Annotated in this window: 20 protein-coding genes and 1 pseudogene; 18 read left to right on the plus strand and 3 right to left on the minus strand. The window is 61.1% G+C overall.

Translation table 11 applies throughout. The features are described from left to right. Positions 1 to 38 precede the first annotated feature (38 nt). The 16 genes from ACTG19_RS03885 to nuoN all read left to right on the plus strand — a co-directional run bounded on the left by ACTG19_RS03885 (position 39) and on the right by nuoN (position 17,479). Positions 39 to 1,478, plus strand: coding sequence for a DUF1566 domain-containing protein (locus ACTG19_RS03885; RefSeq protein ID WP_439988758.1), 1,440 nt, complete (start codon positions 39 to 41; stop codon positions 1,476 to 1,478). A gap of 13 nt (positions 1,479 to 1,491) precedes the next feature. Next, positions 1,492 to 2,061 (plus strand): DUF1566 domain-containing protein, encoded by a 570-nt coding sequence (locus tag ACTG19_RS03890; protein ID WP_113740624.1) that lies wholly within the window; start codon positions 1,492 to 1,494, stop codon positions 2,059 to 2,061. A gap of 41 nt (positions 2,062 to 2,102) precedes the next feature. Further along, positions 2,103 to 2,339, plus strand: coding sequence for a hypothetical protein (locus tag ACTG19_RS03895; RefSeq protein WP_162628470.1), 237 nt, complete (start codon positions 2,103 to 2,105; stop codon positions 2,337 to 2,339). A 100-nt stretch (positions 2,340 to 2,439) separates the two neighbouring features. Then, positions 2,440 to 2,844: an NADH-quinone oxidoreductase subunit A gene (locus ACTG19_RS03900; protein WP_005344919.1), complete on the plus strand. Its 405-nt coding sequence runs from the start codon at positions 2,440 to 2,442 to the stop codon at positions 2,842 to 2,844. 29 nt (positions 2,845 to 2,873) lie between these two features. After that, entirely contained in the window at positions 2,874 to 3,548 is a 675-nt protein-coding gene (locus ACTG19_RS03905; RefSeq protein ID WP_005344917.1) for a NuoB/complex I 20 kDa subunit family protein, read from the plus strand. Positions 3,549 to 3,550: 2 nt separating this feature from the next. Further along, positions 3,551 to 5,356: an NADH-quinone oxidoreductase subunit C/D gene (gene nuoC / locus ACTG19_RS03910; RefSeq protein WP_005337234.1), complete on the plus strand. Its 1,806-nt coding sequence runs from the start codon at positions 3,551 to 3,553 to the stop codon at positions 5,354 to 5,356. Between the two features lie 80 nt (positions 5,357 to 5,436). Continuing rightward, a complete protein-coding gene (nuoE, locus tag ACTG19_RS03915; protein WP_439988759.1) occupies positions 5,437 to 5,979 on the plus strand; it encodes an NADH-quinone oxidoreductase subunit NuoE in 543 nt (180 codons plus the stop codon). Then, positions 5,976 to 7,361, plus strand: a complete 1,386-nt coding sequence (nuoF, locus tag ACTG19_RS03920) for an NADH-quinone oxidoreductase subunit NuoF (RefSeq protein WP_201990233.1) — start codon at positions 5,976 to 5,978, stop codon at positions 7,359 to 7,361. The genes nuoE and nuoF overlap by 4 nt, the downstream gene beginning before the upstream one ends. A gap of 41 nt (positions 7,362 to 7,402) precedes the next feature. Then, complete coding sequence (gene nuoG / locus ACTG19_RS03925) at positions 7,403 to 10,159, plus strand: NADH-quinone oxidoreductase subunit NuoG (protein WP_201990235.1); 2,757 nt, start codon at positions 7,403 to 7,405, stop codon at positions 10,157 to 10,159. Further along, positions 10,156 to 11,124: an NADH-quinone oxidoreductase subunit NuoH gene (gene nuoH, locus ACTG19_RS03930; protein ID WP_005337244.1), complete on the plus strand. Its 969-nt coding sequence runs from the start codon at positions 10,156 to 10,158 to the stop codon at positions 11,122 to 11,124. Before nuoG ends, nuoH begins: the two co-directional genes overlap by 4 nt. A gap of 10 nt (positions 11,125 to 11,134) precedes the next feature. Continuing rightward, complete coding sequence (gene nuoI / locus ACTG19_RS03935) at positions 11,135 to 11,677, plus strand: NADH-quinone oxidoreductase subunit NuoI (protein WP_005351100.1); 543 nt, start codon at positions 11,135 to 11,137, stop codon at positions 11,675 to 11,677. A 10-nt stretch (positions 11,678 to 11,687) separates the two neighbouring features. Next, positions 11,688 to 12,227: an NADH-quinone oxidoreductase subunit J gene (gene nuoJ / locus ACTG19_RS03940; RefSeq protein ID WP_069555763.1), complete on the plus strand. Its 540-nt coding sequence runs from the start codon at positions 11,688 to 11,690 to the stop codon at positions 12,225 to 12,227. Further along, positions 12,224 to 12,532, plus strand: coding sequence for an NADH-quinone oxidoreductase subunit NuoK (nuoK, locus tag ACTG19_RS03945; protein WP_005337247.1), 309 nt, complete (start codon positions 12,224 to 12,226; stop codon positions 12,530 to 12,532). Before nuoJ ends, nuoK begins: the two co-directional genes overlap by 4 nt. Then, positions 12,529 to 14,376, plus strand: coding sequence for an NADH-quinone oxidoreductase subunit L (gene nuoL / locus ACTG19_RS03950; protein WP_279496471.1), 1,848 nt, complete (start codon positions 12,529 to 12,531; stop codon positions 14,374 to 14,376). The genes nuoK and nuoL overlap by 4 nt, the downstream gene beginning before the upstream one ends. A gap of 98 nt (positions 14,377 to 14,474) precedes the next feature. Next, positions 14,475 to 16,019, plus strand: coding sequence for an NADH-quinone oxidoreductase subunit M (gene nuoM / locus ACTG19_RS03955; RefSeq protein WP_136502287.1), 1,545 nt, complete (start codon positions 14,475 to 14,477; stop codon positions 16,017 to 16,019). Continuing rightward, positions 16,016 to 17,479 carry an NADH-quinone oxidoreductase subunit NuoN gene (gene nuoN, locus ACTG19_RS03960; RefSeq protein WP_439988760.1) on the plus strand — a complete coding sequence of 488 codons (1,464 nt, stop codon included), beginning with the start codon at positions 16,016 to 16,018 and terminating at the stop codon, positions 17,477 to 17,479. Before nuoM ends, nuoN begins: the two co-directional genes overlap by 4 nt. Positions 17,480 to 17,708: 229 nt before the next feature. Here the strand turns inward: nuoN and purL are convergent. Next, positions 17,709 to 21,631, minus strand: a pseudogene (gene purL / locus ACTG19_RS03965) (phosphoribosylformylglycinamidine synthase). A gap of 149 nt (positions 21,632 to 21,780) precedes the next feature. Between purL and mltF the strand changes: the two are divergent. Together mltF and ACTG19_RS03975 are read left to right on the plus strand one after the other, a co-directional pair. Beyond that, positions 21,781 to 23,265 (plus strand): membrane-bound lytic murein transglycosylase MltF, encoded by a 1,485-nt coding sequence (gene mltF / locus ACTG19_RS03970; protein WP_005344877.1) that lies wholly within the window; start codon positions 21,781 to 21,783, stop codon positions 23,263 to 23,265. Between the two features lie 176 nt (positions 23,266 to 23,441). Then, a complete protein-coding gene (locus ACTG19_RS03975) occupies positions 23,442 to 23,588 on the plus strand; it encodes a hypothetical protein (protein ID WP_227273859.1) in 147 nt (48 codons plus the stop codon). 50 nt (positions 23,589 to 23,638) lie between these two features. Here the strand turns inward: ACTG19_RS03975 and ACTG19_RS03980 are convergent, their stop codons facing one another. Beyond that, positions 23,639 to 23,863, minus strand: coding sequence for a zinc ribbon domain-containing protein (locus ACTG19_RS03980; protein ID WP_439988761.1), 225 nt, complete (start codon positions 23,861 to 23,863; stop codon positions 23,639 to 23,641). Between the two features lie 123 nt (positions 23,864 to 23,986). Next, positions 23,987 to 25,483: a ribosome biogenesis GTPase Der gene (gene der / locus ACTG19_RS03985; protein ID WP_005333794.1), complete on the minus strand. Its 1,497-nt coding sequence runs from the start codon at positions 25,481 to 25,483 to the stop codon at positions 23,987 to 23,989. Between the last annotated feature and the right edge of the window lies 1 nt (position 25,484).

A 25,484-nucleotide genomic window follows, 5' to 3' on the forward strand; every position in this document is an offset into this window, starting at 1 on the left:
CGCCCCCGTGAACCTGTGACCGAATCAAGGAATGTGAAGTGAAACCATCCGTACTGGTTATTGCAACCCTCTCAGCCCTGCTCAGCGCCTGTGGCGGCGGGGAAGATAACGCACCACTGGCGATCCCGGACTACCGGGTCGATGTCGCCCTGCCAACCGCCGGTACCCTGTGCGCCGATCTGGATCAGAACTGGCAATGTGATCCTGCCGACCCTGCCGTCAGCGGCGAAGGAGTTGTGGCCCTGGTCAGCCGTTCGGCCAACATCGTCAACTCGCCCCTGCTGTTCGTACCGAGGAGCGGAGGCCTGCTGCTGGCACATCCGGCCGCCAAAGGGGATCCACAACGGCTACAACCGACCCTGCTCAGCACCCTGTGGCAGAGCCGCGTTGCCGAAGGGGTGGCCGCCGATCGCGCACTGACGCAGCTGCTGACCGATCTCGCGCCGCTGCAACCGGGCAGCGACCGCGCAGCCCTCGCAGGTCTAGGACAGTTTGATCAGGCGCTACAGCAGGTGGCGATCAGCTTGCAGCAACAGGCCCGCACACGCCTTGCCACCGCCAAGGAGACCCAGTTGCTCACCACCAGCTATCGCGCCATCAGCCTGATGCTGGCGCAATTGGCTCAGGAGTGGCAGCGCAACGGCCAGTTTGCCGAAGAGACCCAAAGCGAGCTACTGACCCTGCTGGTGCAGCAGCAGCCACGCAACCTGCTGACCGTCACCGGTGTCACCACCTTCAGCGATGGCAACGACCCGCTGCTGGAGCAGGAGCCCGACGACTATCCGGGACAAGATGCCAGCTGGAATCGCACTCGTCCCCAACTTACCTATCGCAAACTCGATGATCGCGGTCAGGCGCTCCCTGACAACGCGCCGAGTTGGCAGTGCGTCAAGGATCTCAATACCGGTCTGGTGTGGGAGGTCAAATCAGACGATCCCTTGAGCCCGGCCTGGAAAAGCAGACCCTTTGCCTATGAGGATGAGCAGTTCAAGGCGACCGCAGGCGAGCAGCAAGCGGCCTACCAGCATATTCATAAGAGGATCGAACAGCTCACCGCCGAAGGAGATCTGGCGGCCCTAGCCCGGGCACAGGCGCTGACCACCATGCTGACCACCCGCGCGTATCAGCAGTGGCTCAATGGCGAGCAACGCTGCGGCATCAGCCAGTGGCGGCTGCCCACCATGGGTGAGCTGATGTCACTGATGCACTACGGCAGCCTGGCCAAGGACCCGCTGGGTCAACGCATCATCGTGGATACCCGTTACTTCCCGGATATCGCCCCCTCGGAAGATGACACCTACCATGGCTACTACTGGAGCGCCACCAGCAACACAGCTCAGCGCTTCTCCGGTGGCCCCATCAGCAAACGCACAGTCCTGCTCCTGGGAGAAGATGCGGGCACCACCTATCCCGCGCTGGTGCAGCAAGATACCTATATCGAGCTGATGCAGGTACGACTGGTCGCTACTCCCCAATAATCCGAGGAATATCATGAGCCTTTATCGCTTTTCGTTCGCCATGATGGCACTGCTGGCCCCCCTGGCCCACGGTGCTGCCATTTGTGATGACACCATGGATCGCACCGCCCCCTCTGCCCGTTTTCTTGACCATGGCAACGGCACCGTCACGGATCAACACACCGGCCTCACCTGGATGCGATGCAAACTGGGGCAGACATGGAGTGGCAGCAGTTGCCTGGGGGAACCGACCGTTTACTACTGGCAGCAGGGGCTGCAAGTGGCGGAGCGGATCCGCAGTGACAGCAGTCATGCTCTCTATCACTTCGGCGGTATCAGCCAGTGGCGTCTGCCCGACATCAAGGAGCTGGCGACCCTGGTCGAGCATGCCTGCTACAAGCCCTCTCTCAATGAAGCCATTTTCCCGCGTGCCATGGCGGGGGGCGGTAAAGAGGTCAATGAGGGCTATGTCTATCTGATGAGCAGCACGGTAACCTCCGCCAATGGTCAGCGGGCGTATCTGGATATCACCTCGGGAGATATCGGTCTTCGCGCCATTGGCGCCTACCCGGATCAGGTCTTGCTGGTCGCCAATAAACCCTGACCGCCCCACGCTCGAAACCGGAACGCGATGACAGGAGAGGCTTGAAAGCCTCTCTTTTTATTGCTCTTGCCACCCCCTATCTCACCCGCCATCACGCTCTTCTCCCGCCAGTGCCCCCTGCCCGCGATACCGACCTGATCCGGCTTCGCCCGCGGCATTTACCCCTTTCAGGTGATGACGAGGAGCAGCTCTCTGCGCTTTCCAGGCCTTTCTCGCCCGCCATAACCAACAAAAAAGTGCGCTTCTTAACAAAATTTAATTACCGGTTAACCGATTAATAATTAACCCGTAAAAATGACATGTAAATCAGTGCGAAAGTGTCATAATGCGTAACATTATTGTTAAGTCGCTTGATTAATTTGGTTAGGAAAAACCTCTATGTTTGCTGATATTTCTGCTCAACATTGGGCTTTTGCCATTTATGTCATCGGTGCCATCACCATCTGTCTGGTGATGATAGGCCTCGCTGCCCTGCTGGGAGGTCGTGCCTACGGCCGCACCAAGAACAAGCCATTTGAATCTGGTGTCGACTCGGTCGGCAGTGCCCGCCTGCGTTTTTCCGCCAAGTTCTATCTGGTCGCCATGTTCTTCGTCATCTTCGACGTCGAGGCGCTCTACCTGTTTGCCTGGTCTGTTTCCGTGCGGGAGAGCGGCTGGGTCGGCTTTATTGAAGCCACCATTTTCATCGGACTGCTGCTTATCGGCCTGATCTACCTCTGGCGCATCGGCGCACTGGACTGGTCACCGCGCAAACCGCAGTTGAACAACAAAAACAGTGATTGAACCACAGACCCTTTCCTTGAGGTTGCACCATGAAGTACACCCTGACCCGGATTGACCCGGATGCACCCGTTGAGCGCTACCCCCAGGAGCAGCGCCAGACCGTCGATGACCCACTGGCGCAAGAAGCGACGCGCGGCATCATGATGGGCCGCCTCGAGGAGGTGCTGCAAGACACTGTCAACTGGGGCCGCAAAAACTCCCTCTGGCCTTACAACTTCGGCATCTCCTGCTGCTACGTGGAGATGTGTACCGCCTTCACCTCCCCCCACGATGTGGCCCGCTTCGGCGCCGAAGTTATCCGAGCCTCGCCCCGTCAGGCCGACTTCATGGTGATTGCAGGGACCCCCTTCATCAAGATGGCGCCAGTCATCCAGCGCCTGTATGAACAGCTGCTCGAACCCAAGTGGGTGATCTCCATGGGGGCCTGCGCCAACTCCGGCGGCATGTATGACATCTATTCCGTGGTGCAGGGGGTGGACAAGTTCCTGCCGGTCGACGTCTACATTCCGGGTTGCCCGCCCCGTCCCGAAGCCTTTTTACAAGCCCTAATGCTGCTGCAGGACTCCATCGGCAAAGAACGCCGCCCCCTCTCCTGGGTGGTGGGCGATCAGGGGATCTACCGTCCCCAGATGCAGGCCGAAAAAGAGCGCAAGCGCGGCGAACGGATCAATGTGACCAACCTGCGCACGCCGGATGAGATCTGACCATGAAACTGACTCGTGATTTTCCCAGCAATTACGCCATGGCCCAGTGGCAGCCCAGCGACCACAAGGATGCCAAAGTCATTGGCGAACTGTTTGCCCACTTCGGGGCCGAGCACTTCACCGTGCAGACCACGCGCACCGGCGTGCCGGTGGTCTGGCTTCCCCGCGAACTGCTGCAGGATGTGATGGGCTTTTTGCGCAAGGTGCCCTCCCCGTTCGTGATGCTCTTCGATCTGAGTGCGACTGACGAGCGGCTGCGCAGCCATCGCGACGGTCTGCCCCAGAGCGATTTCACCGTCTTCTATCACCTCATCTCCATCGACCGTAACGCCGATGTGATGTTGAAAGTGGCGCTGGCCGAAAGTGACCTGCATCTGCCCACCATCACCAACCACTTCCCCAATGCCAATTGGTACGAGCGGGAAGTGTGGGATCTGATGGGCATCACCTTCGATGGCCATCCCCATCTGACCCGCATCATGATGCCCAAGAGCTGGCAGGGTCACCCGCTGCGCAAGGATTACCCGGCGCGCGCCACCGAATTCGATCCCTTCATGCTCGATGCCGCCAAACAGGACATGGAGCAGGAGAACCTGCTGTTCAAACCGGAAGAGTGGGGCCTAGCCCGCGGCAACGAGAACGAGGACTACATGTTCTTGAACCTCGGCCCCAACCACCCCTCTGCCCACGGCGCCTTCCGGTTGGTGTTGCAGCTCGATGGCGAGGAGATCCGTAACTGTGTGCCCGATATCGGCTACCACCATCGCGGTGCCGAAAAGATGGGCGAGCGCCAGTCCTGGCACAGCTACATTCCCTATACCGACCGGGTCGAGTATCTGGGCGGGGTGATGAACAACCTCCCCTACGTGCTGGCGGTCGAGAAGCTGGCCGGCATCAAGGTGCCCCAGCGGGTCGACATGATCCGGGTGATGATGGCGGAGCTGTTCCGCATCCAGAGCCACCTCTTGTTCCTCGGTACCTATATCCAGGACGTGGGGGCCATGACCCCGGTCTTCTTCACCTTCACCGATCGGCAGAAGATCTACACCATCATCGAAGCGATCACCGGTGCCCGCATGCACCCGGCCTGGTTCCGCATCGGCGGTGTGGCCCACGACCTGCCGAAGGGATGGCAACGGCTGGTGCAGGACAACCTGCTGAGCTGGCTGCCCAAGCGGCTGATGGATTACGAAAAAGCGGCGATGCGCAACAGCATACTGCGGGGTCGAACCATAGGCGTCTCTGCCTACACCACCGAGCAGGCGTTGTCCTGGGGCACCACGGGTGCCGGATTGCGCGCCACCGGCCTCAACTTCGACATACGCAAGTGGCGCCCCTACTCCGGTTACGATCAGTTCGACTTTGAAGTGCCGGTCGGCAGCAATGGCGATGCCTACGACAGAGCCACCGTGCGGATCGAGGAGATCCGCCAGAGCATGTCGATCATCGAGCAGTGCATGAAGAACATGCCGGAGGGCCCCTTCAAGGCAGATCACCCCCTCACCACCCCGCCGCCCAAAGAGCGCACCCTGCAGCACATCGAGACCCTGATCAACCACTTCCTGCAAGTGTCTTGGGGCCCGGTGATGCCCGCTGCCGAGTCGTTCCAGATGATTGAGGCGACCAAGGGGGTCAACAGTTACTACCTGACCAGTGACGGCTCCACCATGAGCTACCGGACCCGGATCCGCACCCCGAGCTTTGCTCACCTGCAGCAGATCCCCTCGGTGATTAAGGGCAGCATGGTGTCGGACCTCATCGTCTATCTGGGCAGTATCGATTTTGTTATGTCGGATGTGGACCGTTAAGTGATCCGCCCTCCCGGCCATGGCCGGGAATTGGGATCGCCGGACGAGCAGTAAAAGGACAAGCCACCAAAGGTCAAGTCATGAGCCAGCAATGTCAGTGTCACAATAATCAGACCCCACAGGGGCAAGGGGCATGCAGCAGCAAACAGGACGACTTCGTTCTGAGCCAGGCTGAACGCGATGCCATCGAACGCGAGAAACACCACTACGAAGATCCCCGCGCCGCCAGCATCGAAGCGCTCAAGATCGTGCAACAGGCCAGAGGCTGGGTTCCCGACGGCGCCATTCATGCCATCGCGTCCGAGCTCGGCATTCCCGCCAGCGACGTGGAGGGGGTTGCCACCTTCTATAGCCAGATCTTCCGCCAGCCGGTAGGGCGTCACATCATCCGCGTCTGCGACAGCATGGTCTGCTACATCAATGGCCATGAAGATCTGCTGGCCGGTCTCAAGGAGGTGATGAACCTCGGCCCCGGTCAAACCACCCCGGATGGCCGCTTCACCCTGCTGCCGGTCTGCTGCCTTGGCAACTGCGACAAGGGGCCTGCGATCATGATCGATGACGACACCTATGGCGGCCTCGATCCGGTGACCTTGCTGAAAACGCTGGAGGCTTACCCATGAGCCTGCCGCAAAACAAAATCCTCGCCTCTCTTGGCACCGCCAATCGCACCCCGCGTGCCCCCGAGACCCATCCGCTGACCTGGCGGCTGCGGGATGACGGCCAGCCGGTGTGGCTGGAGGAGTATCAGGCCAAACAGGGCTATGACGCCGCCCGCAAGGCGCTCGGCCAGATGAGCCCGGACGAGATCGTCAGCACCGTCAAGGATGCCGGTCTCAAGGGACGCGGCGGTGCGGGCTTCCCCACTGGTGTGAAGTGGGGGCTGATGCCCAAAGACGAGAGCATGAACATCCGTTACCTGCTCTGCAACGCCGACGAGATGGAGCCCAACACCTGGAAAGATCGCCTGCTGATGGAGCAACTGCCCCATCTGCTGATCGAGGGAATGATCATCTCGGCCCGTGCGCTCAAGGCCTATCGCGGCTACATCTTCCTGCGTGGCGAGTATGTGGATGCCGCCATCCACCTGCGCCGGGCGGTGGAAGAGGCCAAGGCCGCCGGTCTGCTGGGCAAAAACATCTTGGGCTCGGGTTTTGATTTCGAGCTGTTCGTCCACACCGGTGCCGGTCGCTACATCTGTGGTGAAGAGACGGCGCTGATCAACTCGCTGGAAGGGCGCCGCGCCAACCCGCGCGCCAAGCCCCCCTTCCCCGCCGTCTCCGGCGTCTGGGGCAAACCCACCTGCGTCAACAACGTCGAAACCCTCTGCAACGTCCCCGCCATCATCGGCAACGGGGTCGCCTGGTATCACGGGCTGGCGCTGCCGGGCTCGGAAGATCACGGCACCAAGCTGATGGGCTTCTCCGGCAAGGTGAACAACCCCGGGGTCTGGGAGCTGCCCTTTGGCATCACCGCCCGCGAGCTGTTTGAAAATTACGCCGGCGGCATGAAGAGCGGCTATCGCCTGAAAGCCTGGCAACCGGGCGGCGCGGGCACCGGCTTCCTGCTGCCGGAGCACCTCGATGCCCAGATGTATACCGCCGGTATCGGCAAGGTAGGTACCCGGATGGGGACTGGCCTCGCCATGGCGGTGGATGACTCCATCAGCATGGTCTCCCTGCTGCGCAACATGGAGGAGTTCTTCGCCCGCGAGTCGTGTGGCTGGTGCACGCCCTGCCGCGACGGCCTGCCCTGGAGCGTCAAGCTGCTGCGGGCACTGGAGCGTGGCGAAGGGCAATCCGGCGATCTGGCGACCCTGGAGCAACTCTGCGGTTTCCTTGGCCCGGGCAAGACCTTCTGCGCCCACGCACCGGGCGCCGTCGAGCCGCTGGCCAGCGCCATCAAATATTTCCGCTCCGAATTTGAGGCCGGGATCAAAGGCAGCGGTGATAACCGCAAGCCGGTCAAAGGGATCCAGCCCAATCTGCTGGGCGAGCGCTGGTAACGACACCACAGATTTCACAAAACAGGTTTCAGGGAAGTTGTATGGCAACCATTTATGTAGACGGCAAAGAGTACGAGGTAGACGGGGCAGATAACCTGCTGCAAGCCTGTCTGTCGCTGGGTCTGGACGTCCCCTACTTCTGCTGGCACCCGGCGCTGGGTAGCGTTGGCGCCTGCCGCCAGTGTGCGGTGAAACAGTATCAAAATGCCGATGACAAACGCGGCCGTCTGGTCATGTCCTGCATGACCCCGGCCACCGATGGCAGCTACATCGCCATCGAGGATGAAGAGGCTAAAGAATTTCGCAAGAGCGTGGTGGAGTGGTTGATGACCAACCACCCCCACGACTGCCCGGTGTGTGAAGAGGGCGGCGCCTGCCACCTGCAGGATATGACGGTGATGACAGGCCACAACAGCCGTCGCTACCGTTTCACCAAACGCACCCACCAGAATCAGGAGCTGGGCCCCTTCATCGGTCACGAGATGAACCGCTGTATCGCCTGCTACCGCTGCGTCCGTTACTACAAGGATTATGCCGGTGGCGAGGATCTCGGGGTCTACGGTGCCCACGACAACGTCTATTTCGGGCGGGTCGAGGATGGCACCCTGGAGAGTGAATTTTCCGGCAACCTGGTGGAGGTCTGCCCCACCGGCGTCTTCACCGACAAGACCCACTCCAAACGTTACAACCGCAAGTGGGACATGCAATTTGCCCCCAGCATCTGCCAACAATGCTCCGTGGGCTGCAACATCAGTCCGGGCGAGCGTTATGGCGAGCTGCGCCGCATCGAAAACCGCTTCCACGGCAGCGTCAACCACTACTTCCTCTGTGACCGTGGCCGCTTTGGCTATGGCTACGTCAATCTGGCCGACCGCCCGCGCCAACCGCTGCTCAAAGATGGCAACGACCAGCTGACCATCACAGTCGATGGTGCCCTCAACCGCACCGCCGATGCCCTGCGCACGGCCCGCGGCCTCATCGGCATCGGCTCGCCCCGCGCCTCGCTGGAGAGCAACTTTGCCCTGCGCGAGCTGGTGGGTGAAGACAACTTCTACGCAGGCGTCGAGCAGGCCGAATGGGCCTGTCAGCTGAAGATGCTGCAGATCCTGCAACAGGGCGGCGTGCCGACTCCGAGCCTGCGGGACATGGAAGAGACTGACGCCATTCTGCTGCTCGGCGAAGATGTCACCATGAGCGCAGCCCGTATCGCGTTGGCGCTGCGCCAAGCCGTCAAGGGCAAGGCTCGCGAGCTGGCCCGCAAGATGAAGGTCGATCTGTGGCAAGTCGCCGCCGTTCAGACCCTGGGTCAGAACGAGCGCTACCCGCTGCTCATCACCAGCCTCGACACCACCCGTCTGGACGATGTGGCGGCCGACAAGCTGCATGCCCCCTATGCCGATCAGGCGCGCCTTGGCTTTGCCATCGCCAACCTGCTCGACCCGAGTGCACCGGCCGTGGCCGACCTCTGCCCCGAGCAGCAGGCACAAGCGACTCGCTGGGCCGAGCTGCTCGGCAACGCCAAGAAGCCGCTCATCATTGCAGGCTCCAGTGCCCGTGACGTGGCGCTGATCGAGGCGGCCAGCAACATTGCCCGCGCCCTGAAAGGTCGAGCTCAGGAGGTAAGCATCGCGCTGGTTGGCCAGGAGGCCAACTCGCTGGGGCTGGCCATGCTGGGCGCTCAAACCTTGTCAGACAAGTCGCTCGAAGCCGCCCTTGCGCGTATCGAGTCCGAAGAGGGGTTGGCACTGGTCACCCTGGAGAACGATCTCTACCGCCGCGCGCCGCGCAACCGGGTGGATGCTGCACTGGCACGGCTGCAGCACCTGCTGGTCATCGACCATCAGGCAACCCCGACCGCCAACAAGGCTGATCTGGTGCTGCCAGCGGCCAGTTTTGCCGAGGCCGATGGCACGCTGGTGAACATGGAAGGGCGCGCCCAGCGCTTCTTCCAGGTCTATGCACCCGCCTTTTACAACGCCGATATTCAGGTGCGTGAAGGGTGGCGCTGGCTGGCGGCGCTGCAAGGGGCGATCGAACGCAAGCCGCTGCGCTGGCAGAACTTCGACCAGGTCAACCATGACTGCGCCACCAGCAATCCGCTGCTGGCTACCATGCTGGAAGCGGCGCCCAATGCAGGCTTGCGGATCCGTGGCATGCGACTGGCCCGTGAGCCGCATCGTTACAGCGGTCGCACCTCCATGCTGGCGGATCAGAACGTCAGCGAGCCGCGGGTAGCGCAAGATCCCGACTCCCCCTTCAACTTCTCCATGGAAGGGTATGCCGGAGCCCGTCAGCCGCTGCCGCAAGTACCGTTCGCCTGGGCGCCGGGCTGGAACTCTCCCTCCGCCTGGAACAAGTTCCAGGATGAAGTGGGTGGTAAACTGCGTGCTGGCGATCCGGGTCGCCGTCTGCTGGAAGCAACAGACCCGCAGGCAGAAGGCAAGGCGCTGCTCGGCTGGTTCACCACCATCCCCGCCCCCTTCAAGGCCGCAGAGGCGCTGCAAGTGGTCAATTATGCCCAGCTGTTTGGCGGCGAGGAGCTGTCGGCCCGCAGCCCGGTCATTCAGGCCCGGATGAACGAACCCGAGCTGGTGCTCAATCCCCTTGATGCGCAGCGTCTGGCCCTCCACGGGGGCAGTCAGGTCTCCTTCTCCTGGGGCGGGAGCCACTGGCAACTGCGTCTGCGGCTTAGCGAGCAGCTGAGCGCCGGTCTGGTGGGGCTCCCCCTTGGGGTGAACGGCCTGCCGACGGCCCTGCAACAAGCCTCAATCACTAACCTGCAGGAGGTGATCGCATGAGCGAGTCGCTGATCGATCTGTTGCTGGAGGTGGGCAAGGCACTGATCGTGCTGGTGGGGATCGTGGGGGCTGGCGCCTTCATGAGCTTCATCGAGCGCCGTCTGCTGGCCCTGTGGCAGGATCGCTACGGCCCCAACCGGGTGGGGCCGTTTGGTCTGCTCCAGCTGGCCGCCGACATGATCAAGATGTTCTTCAAGGAGGACTGGATCCCGCCGTTCGCTGATCGACGGATCTTTATCCTGGCCCCCATCATCGCCTTCACTGCCTTTATTCTGGCGTTTGCGGTGGTGCCCATCACCCCCACCTGGGGCGTGGCGGATCTCAATGTGGGGCTGCTCTACATCCTGGCCATCGCGGGGCTGGCGGTCTATGCGGTGCTGTTCGCCGGCTGGTCGAGCAACAACAAATACTCATTGCTCGGCAGCTTGCGCGCCTCGGCCCAGACCCTCTCCTACGAGGTGTTTCTCGGGCTATCCCTGATGGGGATTGTGATCCAGACCGGCAGCTTCAACCTACGGGATATCGTCGAGGCACAGGCAGACTTGTGGAACGTGGTGCCCCAGATCCTGGGCTTTGTCACCTTCTTGTTTGCCGGTGTCGCCGTCACCCACCGTCACCCGTTCGATCAACCAGAAGCCGAGCAGGAGCTCGCCGATGGCTATCACATCGAGTATGCGGGGATGAAGTGGGGTCTCTTCTTCGTGGGCGAATATATCGGCATCGTGCTGATCTCCTCGCTCATCGTGACCCTCTTCTTCGGTGGCTGGCACGGCCCCTGGCTGCCCCCCTTCATCTGGTTTGCCCTGAAGACCGCCTGTTTCATGGTGTTCTTCATCCTGCTGCGGGCCTCCCTGCCTCGCCCGCGCTTTGACCAGGTGATGTCGTTTGGCTGGAAAGTCTGCTTGCCGCTGACCCTGATCAATATGCTGGTCACCGCGGCAGTTGTACTGATAAGTACGCAGTGAGGCACTCAATATGAAAATTGTTAGCATTATTCAGGGTGTCGGCACCCAGTTACGCAGTCTGGCCATGGTCTTCTCCCATGCCTGGCGGCCCCGTGAAACCCTCAACTATCCGGAGCAGGCAGTCTATGCGGCCCCCCGCTACCGCGGTCGCATCGTGCTGACCCGCGACCCCGACGGGGACGAGCGTTGCGTGGCCTGCAACCTCTGCGCAGTTGCCTGCCCGGTCGGCTGCATCTCGCTGCAAAAATCTGAGCGGGATGATGGCCGCTGGTATCCGGAGTTCTTTCGCATCAACTTCTCTCGCTGCATCTTCTGCGGCCTGTGTGAAGAGGCTTGCCCCACCACCGCCATCCAGCTGACACCGGATTTCGAGATGGGTGAGTATCGCCGCCAGGATCTGGTGTACGAGAAGGAAGATCTGCTGATCAGCGGGCCCGGCAAATACCCGGACTACAACTTCTATCGCATGAGCGGGATGGCCATCGACGGCAAGCCGAAAGGGGATGCCGAAAACGAAGCCAAGCCCATCGATGTCAAGAGCCTGCTGCCCTGAGGAGTCAATCATGGAACTGGCATTTTATGCCTCGGCCCTGGTGGCCATTTACAGCACGCTGCGGGTGATCAGCACCAGCAATCCCATGCATGCGCTGCTCAATCTCATCATCTCCCTCATCGCCGTGGCCATGATCTTCTTCTGCCTGGGTGCCGCCTTTGCGGGCGCCCTGCAGGTGATCGTCTACGCCGGCGCCATCATGGTGCTGTTCGTGTTCGTGGTGATGATGCTGAACCTGGGGAGTGCCCAGGCACAGGAGAAAAAGTGGCTCACCCCCATGACCTGGGGGGGCCCAGCCCTGCTCTCGCTGATCCTGCTGGGCTTTCTGGCCCACGGCATTCTCGGGGTGACCGGGGGCCTGATCGGAGTGACCGAGGTGACCGCCAAGCAGGTGGGTGTCGAGCTCTTTGGCCCCTATGTGCTGGCGGTGGAGCTTGCCTCCATCCTGCTGCTGGCGGGTCTGGTAACCGCCTATCACCTGGGTCGGGAAGAGAAGAGCGGTGAAGTGCTCTCCGTCCCGCGCTCTGCACAAGAAGGAGGTCAGCAATGAATGGAATCCCTATGGAGCACGGCCTCCTGCTGGCCGCGGTGCTCTTCTGCATCGGCTTGTGCGGTCTGCTGATCCGCCGCAACCTGCTCTACATCCTGATGAGTATCGAGATCATGATGAATGCCTCGGCACTGGCGTTTGTGGTGGCGGGTAGCCGCTGGGCCCAGGCCGATGGCCAGATCATGTATATCCTGGTGATTTCTCTGGCGGCAGCGGAGGCCAGTATCGGCCTTGCCCTGTTACTGCTGCTCTATCGTCGTTACCACACCCTAAACGTGGACACTGTGAGCGAGATGCGCGGATGAGCCTCTTATATCTGACTTTTCTATTTCCGCTGCTGGGATGGCTGGTGTTGGCCTTCTCCCTCGGCCGGTTTGGTGAGCGTACCTCGGCGCTGATCGGGGTGGGATCCATTGGCCTGTCGGCCCTCACTACCCTGTGGGTCGGCATCGACTTTCTGGGCAACCCGCCTGAGGGTGGCGTCTATATCCAGCGCCTGTGGCAATGGATGGCGGTAGGCAACTTTACCCCGAGCTTCTCGCTGGCACTGGATGGCCTGTCGCTGACCATGCTGGGGGTGGTGACCGGGGTGGGTTTCTTTATCCACCTGTTCGCCTCCTGGTATATGCGCGGAGAAGAGGGTTACTCCCGCTTCTTTACCTACACCAACCTCTTTATCGCCAGCATGCTGTTTCTGGTGCTGGCCGATGACCTGCTGTTTGTCTACCTCGGCTGGGAAGGGGTGGGGCTGTGCAGCTATCTGCTGATCGGCTTCTACTACAAGGATCGCAAGAACGGAGCGGCCGCCCTCAAGGCATTTGTCGTGACCCGGGTGGGTGATGTCTTCCTCGCCATCGGCCTGTTTATCCTCTATCGGGAACTGGGCACCCTCAATATCCACGAGCTGCTGGTTCGTGCCCCGACCCTGTTTGCCGAGGGCTCCCCTGCCCTGTCACTGGCCTGTCTGATGCTCTTGGGCGGCGCGGTCGGTAAATCGGCACAGTTGCCGCTGCAAACCTGGCTGGCGGATGCGATGGCAGGCCCGACCCCGGTCTCCGCGTTGATCCACGCCGCCACCATGGTGACCGCCGGTGTCTACCTGATTGCTCGTACCCACGGCCTGTTCCTGCTGGCGCCGGAGATCCTCCATCTGGTCGGGCTGGTTGGCGCCATCACGCTGGTGCTGGCAGGTTTTGCGGCGCTGGTTCAGACCGACATCAAGCGGATCCTCGCCTACTCCACCATGAGCCAGATTGGTTACATGTTCCTGGCACTCGGTGTCGGCGCATGGGAAGGGGCCATCTTCCACCTGATGACCCACGCCTTCTTCAAGGCGCTGCTGTTCCTCTCCGCCGGTGCCGTTATCGTCGCCTGCCACCACGAGCAGAACATCTTCAAAATGGGTGGCCTGCGCAAGAGCCTGCCGCTGGTCTATGCCTGCTTCCTGGTGGGTGGCTCGGCGCTGGCGGCGTTGCCGCTGGTCACCTCCGGTTTCTACAGTAAGGACGCCATCCTGTGGCAAGTAGAAGCCTCTGGCCAAAGCGCGCTGCTGTGGGCAGGTCTGGTAGGGGCATTCCTCACGTCGCTTTATACCTTCCGGCTGATCTTTATCGCCTTCCATGGCCAAGAGCAGACCAAAGCCCATGCGGGCCATGGTCTGGCTCACCACCTGCCGCTCTTGGTGTTGCTGGTGCTCTCTACCGGCATCGGGGCGCTGATCACCCCGCCGCTGGCTGGGGTACTGCCCGCAGGCCCGGGGGATCACATCGAAGAGGGTCGCCATGCACTGGAGGTAGCCTCCGGCATCATTGCCATCGCAGGCATTGCGCTGGCCGCCTTGCTGTTCCTCGGTGAGCGCCGACTGGCCACCTCCATTGCCAACAGTGCGCCGGGCCGCCTGCTCAGCACCCTCTGGTTCAACGCCTGGGGTTTTGACTGGCTCTATGACCAGCTGTGGGTCAAACCCTATCTGCTGGCGACCCGTCTGGTCGGGCAGGATCCGCTGGACTGGATGATGGGCCTACCCGCCTGGCTTGCCCTGCGTGGCAACCAGCTGCTGGCCTGGACCGTGACCGGCAAGTTGCGCTGGTATGCCGCCTCCATGGGGATCGGCGCCGTGCTGGTGCTGGCGCTGTTGCTGCTGGGATAACGCGATGAACAACACGAAGATCGTACAGCCGGGCTGTTTGCTCTCCCTGATGGAACAGGGAGCGCAATCTCATATGAACTTGAACGAGAGCTGATACCGTGACCTTACTCTGGATCTTGCTAATTCCTTTTATCGGCGGCTTGCTCTGCTGGCAGATGGAGCGTCTCGGCGGGCAGTTTGTCCGCTGGGTAGCCCTGCTCTCCATGAGCGCCAGCCTGCTGCTCTCCTGTGCCATCTGGCTAAGTGGAGACTTCTCCCTTGCCACCACGGGTCTCGACAGCGCGGGCGTCTCTGGTGCTGCCTCCGCCTGGGCCGCCGAGTGGCGCCTGCCTTGGATCCCGCGCTTTGGCATCTCTTTGCATCTGGCGGTGGATGGCTTGTCACTGTTGATGGTGATCCTCACCTGCTTTATCGGGGTACTGGCCATTCTCTGTTCGTGGAAAGAGATCGTGCAGCGCATCGGCTTCTTCCACCTCAACCTGCTCTGGATCCTGGGCGGCGTGCTCGGGGTCTTTATGGCGCTGGACCTGTTCCTCTTCTTCTTCTTCTGGGAGATGATGCTGGTCCCCATGTACTTCCTGATTGCGCTCTGGGGCCATTCGGTCACTGACGGCAAATCACGGATCAACGCAGCAACCAAGTTCTTCATCTACACCCAGGTAAGTGGCCTTATCATGCTGGTGGCCATCATCGGGCTGGTGCTGACCCACCAGCATGCCACCGGAGTCTTCACCTTCAACTATCTGGAGCTGCTCAATACCCCGATGAGCAAGGGCGTTCAGTGGCTGCTGATGCTGGGCTTCTTTATCGCCTTCGCGGTCAAGATGCCGCTGGTACCGCTGCACGGCTGGCTGCCGGATGCCCACAGTCAGGCGCCGACCGCAGGCTCGGTGGATTTGGCCGGTATTTTGCTCAAAACCGCCGCCTATGGTCTGCTGCGCTTTGCCTTGCCGCTCTTCCCCGAGGCGTCCGCCGAATTTGCTCCCTACGCCATGGTGCTGGGTCTTGTCGGCATCGTGTATGGCGCCATCGTGGCCTTTGCCCAGACCGACATCAAACGGCTGGTAGCCTACACCAGCATCTCCCACATGGGCTTTGTGATGATCGCTATCTACTCGGGGAGCGAGCTGGCCCTGCAGGGCGCCGTGGTGCAGATGATCGCCCACGGTCTCTCCGCAGCCGGCCTCTTTATCCTCTGCGGTCAGCTCTACGAGCGGTTACACACCCGGGATTTGCGCCAGATGGGCGGCCTGTGGGGACGCCTGCGCTATCTGCCCGGCGTGATGCTGTTCTTCTCGGTGGCGTCGCTTGGCATGCCGGGCACCGGCAACTTTGTCGGCGAGTTCCTGATCCTGGTCGGCAGCTTCCAGGTTGCCCCTGTCATCACGGCAGTCGCCACCTTCGGTCTGGTACTGGCCTCTGTCTACTCCCTCATCATGTTGCAGCGCGCCTGCTTTGGCCCCGCCAAGGATGAGAGCATGCTCAAGGGACTGGATCGCCGCGAGCTGACCATGATGATGGTGATCGCGGGCCTGCTGGTTCTGCTTGGCCTCTATCCCCAACCCGTGATTGACACCGCCAGCAGCAGCCTTATCAACGTGCTGCACTGGTATCTGCTGCCGACTGCTGGAGCCCTGCAATGACTTTCTCCGCTTCCCAACTGCTGGCACTGCTTCCCCTGCTGTTGACCACCGGGGCCATGGCGGCCCTGATGCTGGCCATCGCCTGGCGCCGCTGTGTCACCACCGCCTTTACCGTGACCATTGTTGGCCTCAACCTTGCTCTGTTCTCGCTGCCCATCGTGATGGCGCAAGGGGATCAGGGGGTCACCCCGCTGCTGCAAGTGGACAGTTACGCCGTCTTCTACATGGGACTGGTGCTCATCGGCGCCCTGGCCACCTGCACCTTCGGTCAATCGTGGCTGAAAGCCTACCCGGATAACCGGGAGGAGTTCTTCCTGCTGCTGCTGATCGCCACCGCTGGTGGTCTGGTGCTAGCCTGCTCCCGTCACCTCGCCTCTCTCTTTATCGGGATCGAGATGCTGACCCTGCCAATGTTCGGTCTGGTGGGTTACGCCTACCGCGAGCGCCACTCGCTGGAAGCCGCGGTGAAATACATGGTGCTCTCTGCCGCCGCCACCGCCTTCCTGTTGTTTGGCATGGCGCTGCTCTATGCGCAGGCAGGCAGCCTGAGCTTTGCAGCCCTGGGGCAGACCCTGGCCGAGAGCCCGGCTCACCATCCGCTGCTGATGGGCGGTTTGGGGTTAATGCTGGTCGGCTTTGCCTTTAAACTCTCCCTGGCCCCCTTCCACCTCTGGACCCCGGATGTCTACGAAGGTGCCCCGGCACCGGTCGCCACCTTCCTCGCCACCGTCAGCAAGGTGGCGGTCTTTGCCGTGCTGCTGCGCTTCTATCTGGCGGTACCGGCGGCGAGCGATCCCATGATCCACTGGCTGCTGGCAGCCATGGCGGTCATATCCATCCTGGTCGGCAACCTGCTGGCCCTGGTGCAGACCAACGTCAAACGGATGCTGGGTTACTCCTCCATCTCCCACTTCGGTTACCTGCTGGCGGTGATCGTGGCGAGCCGATTCGGCCAGATGCCGGTGGAAGCAGCCGGGGTCTACCTGCTGATGTATCTGTTCACCAGCCTGGGTGCCTTTGGGGTGGTGAGCATGATGTCGAGCCCCTATCGCGGCAAGGATGCCGACTCCCTGCACAGCTATCGTGGTCTGTTCTGGAAGCGCCCCTATCTGACTGCCGTACTGACGGTGATGATGTTGTCACTCGCGGGCATCCCGATGACCCTCGGCTTTATCGGCAAGTTCTACCTCATCGGCGTCACCGTCGAGGCGCAGCTCTGGTGGCTCTCCGGTGCCATCGTGCTCGGCAGCGCACTGGGTCTCTACTACTACCTCAAGGTGATGGTGACCCTCTATCTGCGCGAACCGGGTATGCAGCAGCGCGATGCCAGCGCCGACTGGGCACTCTCCTCCGGTGGTTTGGTAGTGCTGCTCTCTGCAGCGCTGGTGGTGTTGCTCGGCCTCTACCCACAACCGGTCATCTCTCTGGTACAGAGTTTCCAGAACGTAGTTCTGCAATAATCCCCTTCTCCAAATCAAAACCGGCAGCCTTGGCTGCCGGTTTTTTTTATCCTCATCCTTTCCCCCGAACCCATTTGCAGAGCATGGATCAACTCTCTCCCTCATCAACATACGCTGCGACAAAGCCATTGGCTGACTGGCCACCTCGCTTGCCTAACCCACTCAGTTGCTCCATAAAAAAACCGGCCAATTGGCCGGTTTCTGTTTTTATGCGCTCGTGCTGTCTCTATTAACCCAGACGAACCCGGGCGTTGCGGAACATCCGCATCCAGGCGCCGTCCTCGCCCCAGTTGTCGGGGTGCCAAGAGTTGGCCACTGTGCGGAACACCCGCTCCGGGTGCGGCATCATGATGGTGGCGCGACCGTCGGTGGTAGTCACTGCGGTGATGCCGTCCGGCGAGCCGTTCGGGTTGGCCGGGTAACGCGAGGTCACCTGACCGCGGTTGTCGACAAAGCGCAGCCCTACCAGACCGCTCTGCTGCAGTGCGCTCAGGTGAGCGGCATCGCGCACCTCGACACGCCCTTCCCCGTGGGAAACGGCAATAGGCATCACCGAGCCTGCCATGCCGGCGAAGAAGGCCGATGGGGACTCCTGCACCTGCACCAGACTAAAGCGGGCCTCGAAGCGCTCGGAGCGGTTGCGCACAAAGCGCGGCCAGAGATCGGCACCCGGGATGAGATCCCGCAGGTTGGACATCATCTGGCAACCGTTGCAGACACCCAGAGAGAGGGTATCGCCACGCTCGAAGAAGCGCTGGAACTGCTCGCGGGCGTTGTCATTGAACAGGATGGACTTGGCCCAGCCTTCCCCCGCCCCCAGCACGTCACCGTAGGAGAAGCCGCCACAGGCCACCAGGGTCTGGAACTCCTCCAGCTTGATGCGACCGGAGAGAATGTCGCTCATATGGACATCGACCGCCGCGAAACCGGCGCGATCGAACGCCGCCGCCATCTCCACGTGGGAGTTGACCCCCTGCTCACGCAGCACCGCCAGACGGGGGGAGACCCCACGGGCAATGTAAGGTGCAGCCACATCCTCGGACGGGTTGTAAGTCAGCTTGGCATGCAGACCCGGATCGGTGGCGTCCTGACGAGCAGCATGCTCCTGATCCGCGCACTCGGGGTTGTCGCGCAGGCGCTGCATCTGCCAGCTGGTCTCGCCCCAGATGGTGCGAAGAGCGGTACGGCTGGCACGATAGACCTCCTGACCGCCCCGCTGCAAGGTGATGAGATCCCCTTCGCGCACTGTGCCGAGCACATGGGAGCAGGCTGCCAGACCGTGACCGGCCAGCAGGGTCATCACCGCCTCTTTATCTTCACGACGCACCTGAATGACGGCGCCCAGCTCTTCGTTGAACAGCGCCGGCAGCAGCTCGCCGCCGATGCGATCGAGCTGGATGTCGAGGCCGCAGTGGCCGGCAAACGCCATCTCGGTCAGGGTGACGAACAGGCCACCGTCGGAGCGGTCGTGGTAGGCGATCAGTTTGCGATCAGCCACCAGCGCCTGAATGGCGTTGAAGAAGCCCTTGAGCTGGACCGGATTGTCGAGATCCGGCGCCTTGTCACCCAGCTGGCGATAGACCTGCGCCAGCGCCGAGGCGCCGAGGCGCTGCTTGCCATTGCCAAGGTCGACGAGGATAAGGTCGGTTTCACCGAGATCGGTACGCAGTTGCGGAGTAACCGTGTTACGCACATCCTCGACCCGGGCAAAAGCGGAGATGAGCAGGGAGAGCGGCGAGGTGACGCTGTGCTCCTTGCCATCCTGCTGCCAGCGGGTCTTCATGGACATGGAGTCCTTGCCCACCGGAATGGTGATACCAAGAGCCGGGCAGAGCTCCTCGCCCACCGCTTTGACCGCCTCATAGAGACCGGCATCTTCCCCCGGGTGACCGGCAGCGGCCATCCAGTTGGCGGAGAGCTTGACCCGCTTCAGCGACCCGATATGAGCCGGCGCCAGGTTGGTGAGCGCTTCCGCTACCGCCATGCGAGCGGAGGCGGCGTGGGAGAGCAGCGCCACCGGGGTACGCTCGCCCATGGACATGGCTTCGCCGTGATAGCTGTCGTAGGTGGCAGCAGTGACGGCGCAATCGGCCACCGGGATCTGCCAGGGACCAACCATCTGGTCGCGATTGACCAGACCGGTCACGCTGCGATCGCCGATGGTGATAAGGAAGGACTTCTCCGCTACGGTCGGCAGACGCAGAACCCGCTCGGCCGCGTCACTCAAAGTGATGCCATCGAGCTGGAGCGCTTTGCCCTGTGCTGGGAGGGTCACCACGTCACGGTGCATCTTGGGCGCCTTGCCGAGCAGCACGTCCAGCGGCAGATCGATGGGCTGATTGTCAAAGTGGCTGTCAGAGAGGGTCAGATGCTTCTCTTCGGTCGCGGTGCCGATGACGGCATAGGGTGCGCGCTCACGTTCGCACAGGGCCTTGAACAGCGGCAGCTTGTCCTGCGCTACCGCTAGCACGTAACGCTCCTGGGATTCGTTGCACCAGATCTCCAGCGGGCTCATGCCCGGCTCGTCGCTCTGGATGGCGCGCAGATCGAAACGACCGCCACGCTCACCGTCGTTGACCAGCTCCGGCATGGCGTTGGAGAGACCGCCCGCCCCCACATCGTGGATAAAGACGATGGGGTTGTCGTCACCCAGCTGCCAGCAGCGATCGATCACCTCCTGGCAACGGCGCTCCATCTCGGGGTTGTCACGCTGCACCGAGGCAAAGTCGAGATCTTCGGCTGACTGGCCGGAGGCCATGGAGGATGCGGCACCACCGCCCAGACCGATGTTCATCGCCGGGCCGCCCAGCACGATCAGCGCAGCGCCGACCGGGATCTCCCCTTTCTGGACATGTTCGGTGCGGATGTTGCCGATGCCGCCTGCCAGCATGATGGGTTTGTGGTAGCCACGCACCTCGACGCCGTTGTGGCTCGGCACCTCCTCTTCGAAGGTACGGAAGTAGCCGAGAATGGCCGGACGGCCGAACTCGTTGTTAAACGCGGCTCCGCCGAGCGGCCCCTCCTGCATGATGTCGAAGGCACTGACGATACGGCTCGGCTTGCCGAAATCCTGCTCCCAGGGCTGCTCGAAGCCGGGAATGCGCAGGTTGGAGACGGAGAAACCGACCAGACCCGCCTTGGGCTTGGCACCGCGACCGGTGGCTCCCTCGTCGCGGATCTCGCCGCCGGAGCCGGTGGCTGCGCCCGGGAACGGGGAGATCGCGGTCGGGTGGTTGTGGGTCTCCACCTTCATCAGGATGTCGACCTGTTCCTGGTGATACTGGTATTCGCCGTTGGCCGGGCTCGGGAAGAAGCGGCCACCCTGGCTCCCTTCCATCACGGCGGCGTTGTCTTTATAGGCAGAGAGGACATGATCCGGCGTCTGCTCGAAGGTGTTCTTGATCATCTTGAATAGCGACTTGGGCTGCTGCTCGCCATCGATGGTCCAGTCGGCATTGAAGATCTTGTGACGGCAGTGCTCGGAGTTCGCCTGGGCGAACATGTAGAGCTCGATGTCGTTGGGGTTGCGACCCAACTTGGTGAAGTTCTCCACCAGATAGTCGATTTCGTCGTCGGCCAGCGCCAGACCGAGCGCCACGTTGGCGTCGGCCAGGGCTGCGCGACCACCGCCCAGCACATCCACCTGGGTGAAGGGGCGCGGCTCGTGGTGAGCAAACAGGGCGGCAGCTTCGCTCATCTCGGCAAACACCACTTCCATCATCCGATCATGGAGCACGGCGGCAATGGCGCTGCGCTGGGCGGCACTCAGCTCACCCTGCCCCTTGATGGTCAGGTAATAGGCAATACCACGCTCCAGCCGCTTGACCTGTTTCAGGCCGCAGTTGTGGGCGATGTCGGTTGCTTTGGAAGACCAGGGGGAGATAGTGCCGGGGCGGGGGGTAACAAGAAACAGCTGACCGCTGGGGGTGTGTTCGGGGATGGTCGGGCCGTAGCGCAAGAGCTGGCCCAAGGTCGCTCGCTCGGGGGAGAGAGGGGACTTGTCAGCTCGGCAAAGTGCACATACTCGGCATAGACATCCTCTATCTCTACTCCGCTCTCTACTCCACTCTCGTTTCTCATCTGTGCGAAGCGTTGCAGCAGTTTTTGGACACGAAAATCAGACAGTGCTGGGGCACCACGCAAGATATCCATATGACCTTTCTCACCAAGTTTTAAAGTGGGGGGGAATTGAGACGCGCGTATTATAGGGATCTGGCTCACAGCGGACAAACGTTTTTCTCACTTCGTGCAGTGTGACTCTGCGCACACTCTCTGGTATAAAGGTGCCTCTTTTTTGACAAATGCCGATTTTTTCAACAAAGGTACTCACCTACTTGCGCTGCATTTTTCGACTGTTTATCGGGCTGTTGTTGACGCTGACGCTGGTTGGCTGCGACTTCTATAGCCCCTCCAGCCAGCTGGAGCAGATCCGCCAGCGAGGCGAGATCCGGGTTGGCACCATCTATGGTCCCACCTCCTATTACCAGCGTGACGACCTCGCCCAGGGGTTCGATTACGAGCTGGCGCAAAATTATGCCGACTGGTTGGGGGTGAAACTCACCATCATCCCGGTCGACACCACTGACCAACTGGTCACCCTGCTGAAAAAGGGCAAACTCGATCTGGCAGCTGCCGCCATCATGGTCACCCCCGAACGGCGCGAGCTGTTTCGCTTCGGCCCAGGCTTCTATCAGGTCTCTCCCAAACTGGTCTACCGCAACGGCAAACCCAAGCCTGCCTCGTTAAACGATATCAAGGGCAAGCTGGTGGTGGCCGCCGGCTCCACCGGTGAAGATCTGCTCAAAGAGATGAGCAAAGAAAATCCGAAACTAGCCTGGAGCACCAGCGACAACGCCGATGTGGAGGAGCTGCTCAAGCAGGTGGTGGATGGCAAGATTGACTACACGGTGGTGCAGGATACCGTGCTGGCCCGTACCCAGCGCTACTACCCGGAGCTCACCGAGGGGCTGACCCTGGCCCAGAAGCAGACCGTTGCCTGGGCCATGAGCAAGCTGCCCGATGACAGCCTCTATGCCAGCGTGATCGACTTCTTCGGTCAGCGCTTTATGGATGGTGCCATCGCCAAGCTGGACGAGAAGTACTTCGGCCACGTGCAGAACTTCGACTTTGTCGATACCCGCACCTTCCTCAAGCGCGCCAAGAGCCTGCTGCCCAAGTACCAGCCGCTGTTCCAGACTCACGCCAAGAATATCGACTGGCGTCTGCTCGCCGCCATCAGCTATCAGGAGTCCCACTGGGACCCGCAGGCCCGCTCCTACACCGGCGTGCGCGGCATGATGATGCTGACCGAGCCCACCGCCAAGGCGATGGGAGTCAACGACCGGCTTCATCCGGAAGAGAGCATCAAGGGTGGCTCCCTCTATCTGCAACAGATGATGGAGAAGGTGCCGGATTCGGTGCCCGATGACGAGAAGGTGTGGTTTGCCCTCACCGCCTACAACATAGGTTACGGCCACATGATGGACGCCCGCCGCCTGACCAAAGAGCTCGGCAAGAATCCTGACGCCTGGAGCGACGTGAAAGAGGTGCTGCCGCTGCTACAGCAAGCGCGCTGGCACCGCAAGGTACGTTACGGCTATGCCCGTGGCAGCGAGGCGCGCAACTATGTCAACAACGTGCGCCAGTATTACCAGAGTCTGCTCTGGCTCGACAACGAGCAGCAGAAGGCACATCAGCGGGAGAGTCTCGACAACGACAGCGAGCCCGAGCTAGCCGAGCGCCCCACCGCCATCGCCGAAGTGGTCAATCAAATCACCATGCGCTAACCAGCCATTATTCGGCTGTTTTCACGCAAACTTCTCTGTTACCATCGATTCACATCGGAGCCTATCCGAAATCGCATTGTTTTCATTATGTTGAGAGATTAAATAACAGCAATTTCGGATGGGCTCCATCAATGACCCAAGGCCGGGATGGCCACCTGAGTTGGGAGGAGACCAAGATGCAAAAACGTAGAAAAATCAGTCTGGTCAGAAAAGCGAAGTGCAGCTGGAGCCCCAGACGCAAACTCAAGCTTAATGACATCAAGCGCAACCTGTGGCGCAGAAATCGATCCTATACCCTGCTTATTGCAGAGCACACAGCATAAACCCGGCATTCGCCGGGTTTTTTTATCTTCTTTCTCACCTGATTATCGTCTTACACCAGCGCCGCCTTGAACTGTACCGTCCGCTTGGAGATCAGCGAGTTGCAGTGGTTGCAGAAGTAATCCACCGCGCCGCACGCCTTGAGACGCTCCAGCTCCTGCTGGCAGGTGGGGCAGATGGCCGTGACGCGGACATTGACCTGACACTGGCCACAGGTTTGCTCCTTGCTGCGGGTATCCAGTTCAGCCTGGCATGACGGGCAAAACAGGGCTTCCATAATCAACTCCTCGAAAGTGGATCTGCCATGGTCTTGTTCCATGGCAGATCCCCCTCCCCTTATTCCTCACCTTAACATGGCGAGGATAACAAAGCGGCTGCCGGTGAGGGCAGCCGCAAGGACTTATTTCTTCTTCATTTTCAGCAGGCGTTTGCGCTGACGTTCCTGACTCAGGGTCATGGTGTTTTTCTTGCCTTCAAACGGGTTGACCGACTCCTGGAACTCGACCCGGATCGGCGAGCCCATGATCTTGAGGGACTTGCGGAAGTAGTTGATCAGATACCGCTTGTAGGAGTCCGGCAAGTCGTTCAGCTGGTTGCCGTGGATCACGATGCGCGGCGGGTTGTAGCCACCGGCGTGGGCATACTTGAGCTTGACGCGGCGACCATTGACCATCGGCGGCTGGTGATCTTCCTGCGCCATCTGCATGATGCGGGTCAGCATGGCCGTGCTGGTACGACGGGTGGCGGACTGGTAAGCCTCCTGAATGGATTCAAACAGGTGGCCGACGCCGCTACCGTGCAGGGCGGAGATGAAGTGGACGCGGGCGAAGTCGATGAAGCCCAAGCGACGATCCAGCTCGTTCTTCACATCCTCTTTCACCTTCTGATCCAGACCATCCCACTTGTTCACCACCAGCACGACGGAGCGACCGGCGTGGAGCACATAGCCAAGGATGCTCAAGTCCTGATCGGTGATGGTCTCCTGGGCGTCGATCACCAGCAGGCAAACGTTGGCATCTTCGATGGCTTTCAGGGTCTTGATAACGGAGAACTTCTCCACCGTCTCGTGCACCTTGCCACGACGACGCACACCGGCGGTGTCGATAACCACATACTTCTGCTCGTCACGCTCCATCGGAATGTAAACGGAGTCACGGGTGGTGCCGGGCATGTCATAGACGATGACCCGATCTTCACCCAGCATACGGTTGGTCAGGGTAGATTTACCGACGTTGGGACGACCGACGATGGCGAACTTGATGGGCAGGTCGGCGAACGGGGTCTCCTTGGTGTCCTCTTTGGTATCGAGTTCACCGGCAGCCACCATGCGCAGCAGGGCTTCTTCGTCGAAGTCCTCCTCTTCCTCATCCTGCGCATCTTCATCGGTAGCGGAGTCGACCAGGGTCTCCAGATGGGGAGCCAGGGCCAGTTCCAGCAGGCTCAGCACGCCACGACCGTGTGCGGCCGCGATCTGGTAGACCTCGCCCAGCGCCAGACCGTAGAACTCGGAGACCGCGGAATCACCGTCGATACCGTCGGTCTTGTTGGCCACCAGAAATACCTTCTTGTGGGCCTTGCGCAAGTGCTCGGCGATGGCTTGATCCGCCGCGGTCAGACCGGCACGGGCATCCACCATGAACAGCACGACGTCCGCTTCTTCGATGGCCAGCAGAGATTGCTCGGCCATCTTCAGCTCGATCCCCTCTTCGGTGCCATCGATACCGCCAGTATCGACCACGATAAATTCCAGCTCGCCCAACTTCGCCTGACCGTATTTACGGTCCCGGGTCAGACCGGGAAAATCGGCAACCAGGGCATCCCGAGTACGGGTCAAGCGGTTAAACAGGGTGGATTTCCCCACGTTGGGGCGGCCCACCAGGGCTACTACAGGAGTCATA

Source organism: Aeromonas sp. 3P (genome assembly GCF_051919745.1).
In the GTDB taxonomy this organism is placed as follows: Bacteria; Pseudomonadota; Gammaproteobacteria; order Enterobacterales; family Aeromonadaceae; genus Aeromonas; species Aeromonas veronii.

Bases quoted from the DNA above. Each gene is read 5' to 3' on its own strand.
- ACTG19_RS03890 (WP_113740624.1), top strand. From the start codon at position 1,492: ATGAGCCTTTATCGCTTTTCGTTCGCCATGATGGCACTGCTGGCCCCC.
- ACTG19_RS03900 (WP_005344919.1), top strand. From the start codon at position 2,440: ATGTTTGCTGATATTTCTGCTCAACATTGGGCTTTTGCCATTTATGTC.
- ACTG19_RS03905 (WP_005344917.1), top strand. From the start codon at position 2,874: ATGAAGTACACCCTGACCCGGATTGACCCGGATGCACCCGTTGAGCGC.
- nuoC (WP_005337234.1), top strand. From the start codon at position 3,551: ATGAAACTGACTCGTGATTTTCCCAGCAATTACGCCATGGCCCAGTGG.
- nuoE (WP_439988759.1), top strand. From the start codon at position 5,437: ATGAGCCAGCAATGTCAGTGTCACAATAATCAGACCCCACAGGGGCAA.
- nuoF (WP_201990233.1), top strand. From the start codon at position 5,976: ATGAGCCTGCCGCAAAACAAAATCCTCGCCTCTCTTGGCACCGCCAAT.
- nuoG (WP_201990235.1), top strand. From the start codon at position 7,403: ATGGCAACCATTTATGTAGACGGCAAAGAGTACGAGGTAGACGGGGCA.
- nuoH (WP_005337244.1), top strand. From the start codon at position 10,156: ATGAGCGAGTCGCTGATCGATCTGTTGCTGGAGGTGGGCAAGGCACTG.
- nuoI (WP_005351100.1), top strand. From the start codon at position 11,135: ATGAAAATTGTTAGCATTATTCAGGGTGTCGGCACCCAGTTACGCAGT.
- nuoJ (WP_069555763.1), top strand. From the start codon at position 11,688: ATGGAACTGGCATTTTATGCCTCGGCCCTGGTGGCCATTTACAGCACG.
- nuoK (WP_005337247.1), top strand. From the start codon at position 12,224: ATGAATGGAATCCCTATGGAGCACGGCCTCCTGCTGGCCGCGGTGCTC.
- nuoL (WP_279496471.1), top strand. From the start codon at position 12,529: ATGAGCCTCTTATATCTGACTTTTCTATTTCCGCTGCTGGGATGGCTG.
- nuoN (WP_439988760.1), top strand. From the start codon at position 16,016: ATGACTTTCTCCGCTTCCCAACTGCTGGCACTGCTTCCCCTGCTGTTG.
- mltF (WP_005344877.1), top strand. From the start codon at position 21,781: ATGCCGATTTTTTCAACAAAGGTACTCACCTACTTGCGCTGCATTTTT.
- ACTG19_RS03975 (WP_227273859.1), top strand. From the start codon at position 23,442: ATGCAAAAACGTAGAAAAATCAGTCTGGTCAGAAAAGCGAAGTGCAGC.
- ACTG19_RS03980 (WP_439988761.1), bottom strand. From the start codon at position 23,863: ATGGAAGCCCTGTTTTGCCCGTCATGCCAGGCTGAACTGGATACCCGC.
- der (WP_005333794.1), bottom strand. From the start codon at position 25,483: ATGACTCCTGTAGTAGCCCTGGTGGGCCGCCCCAACGTGGGGAAATCC.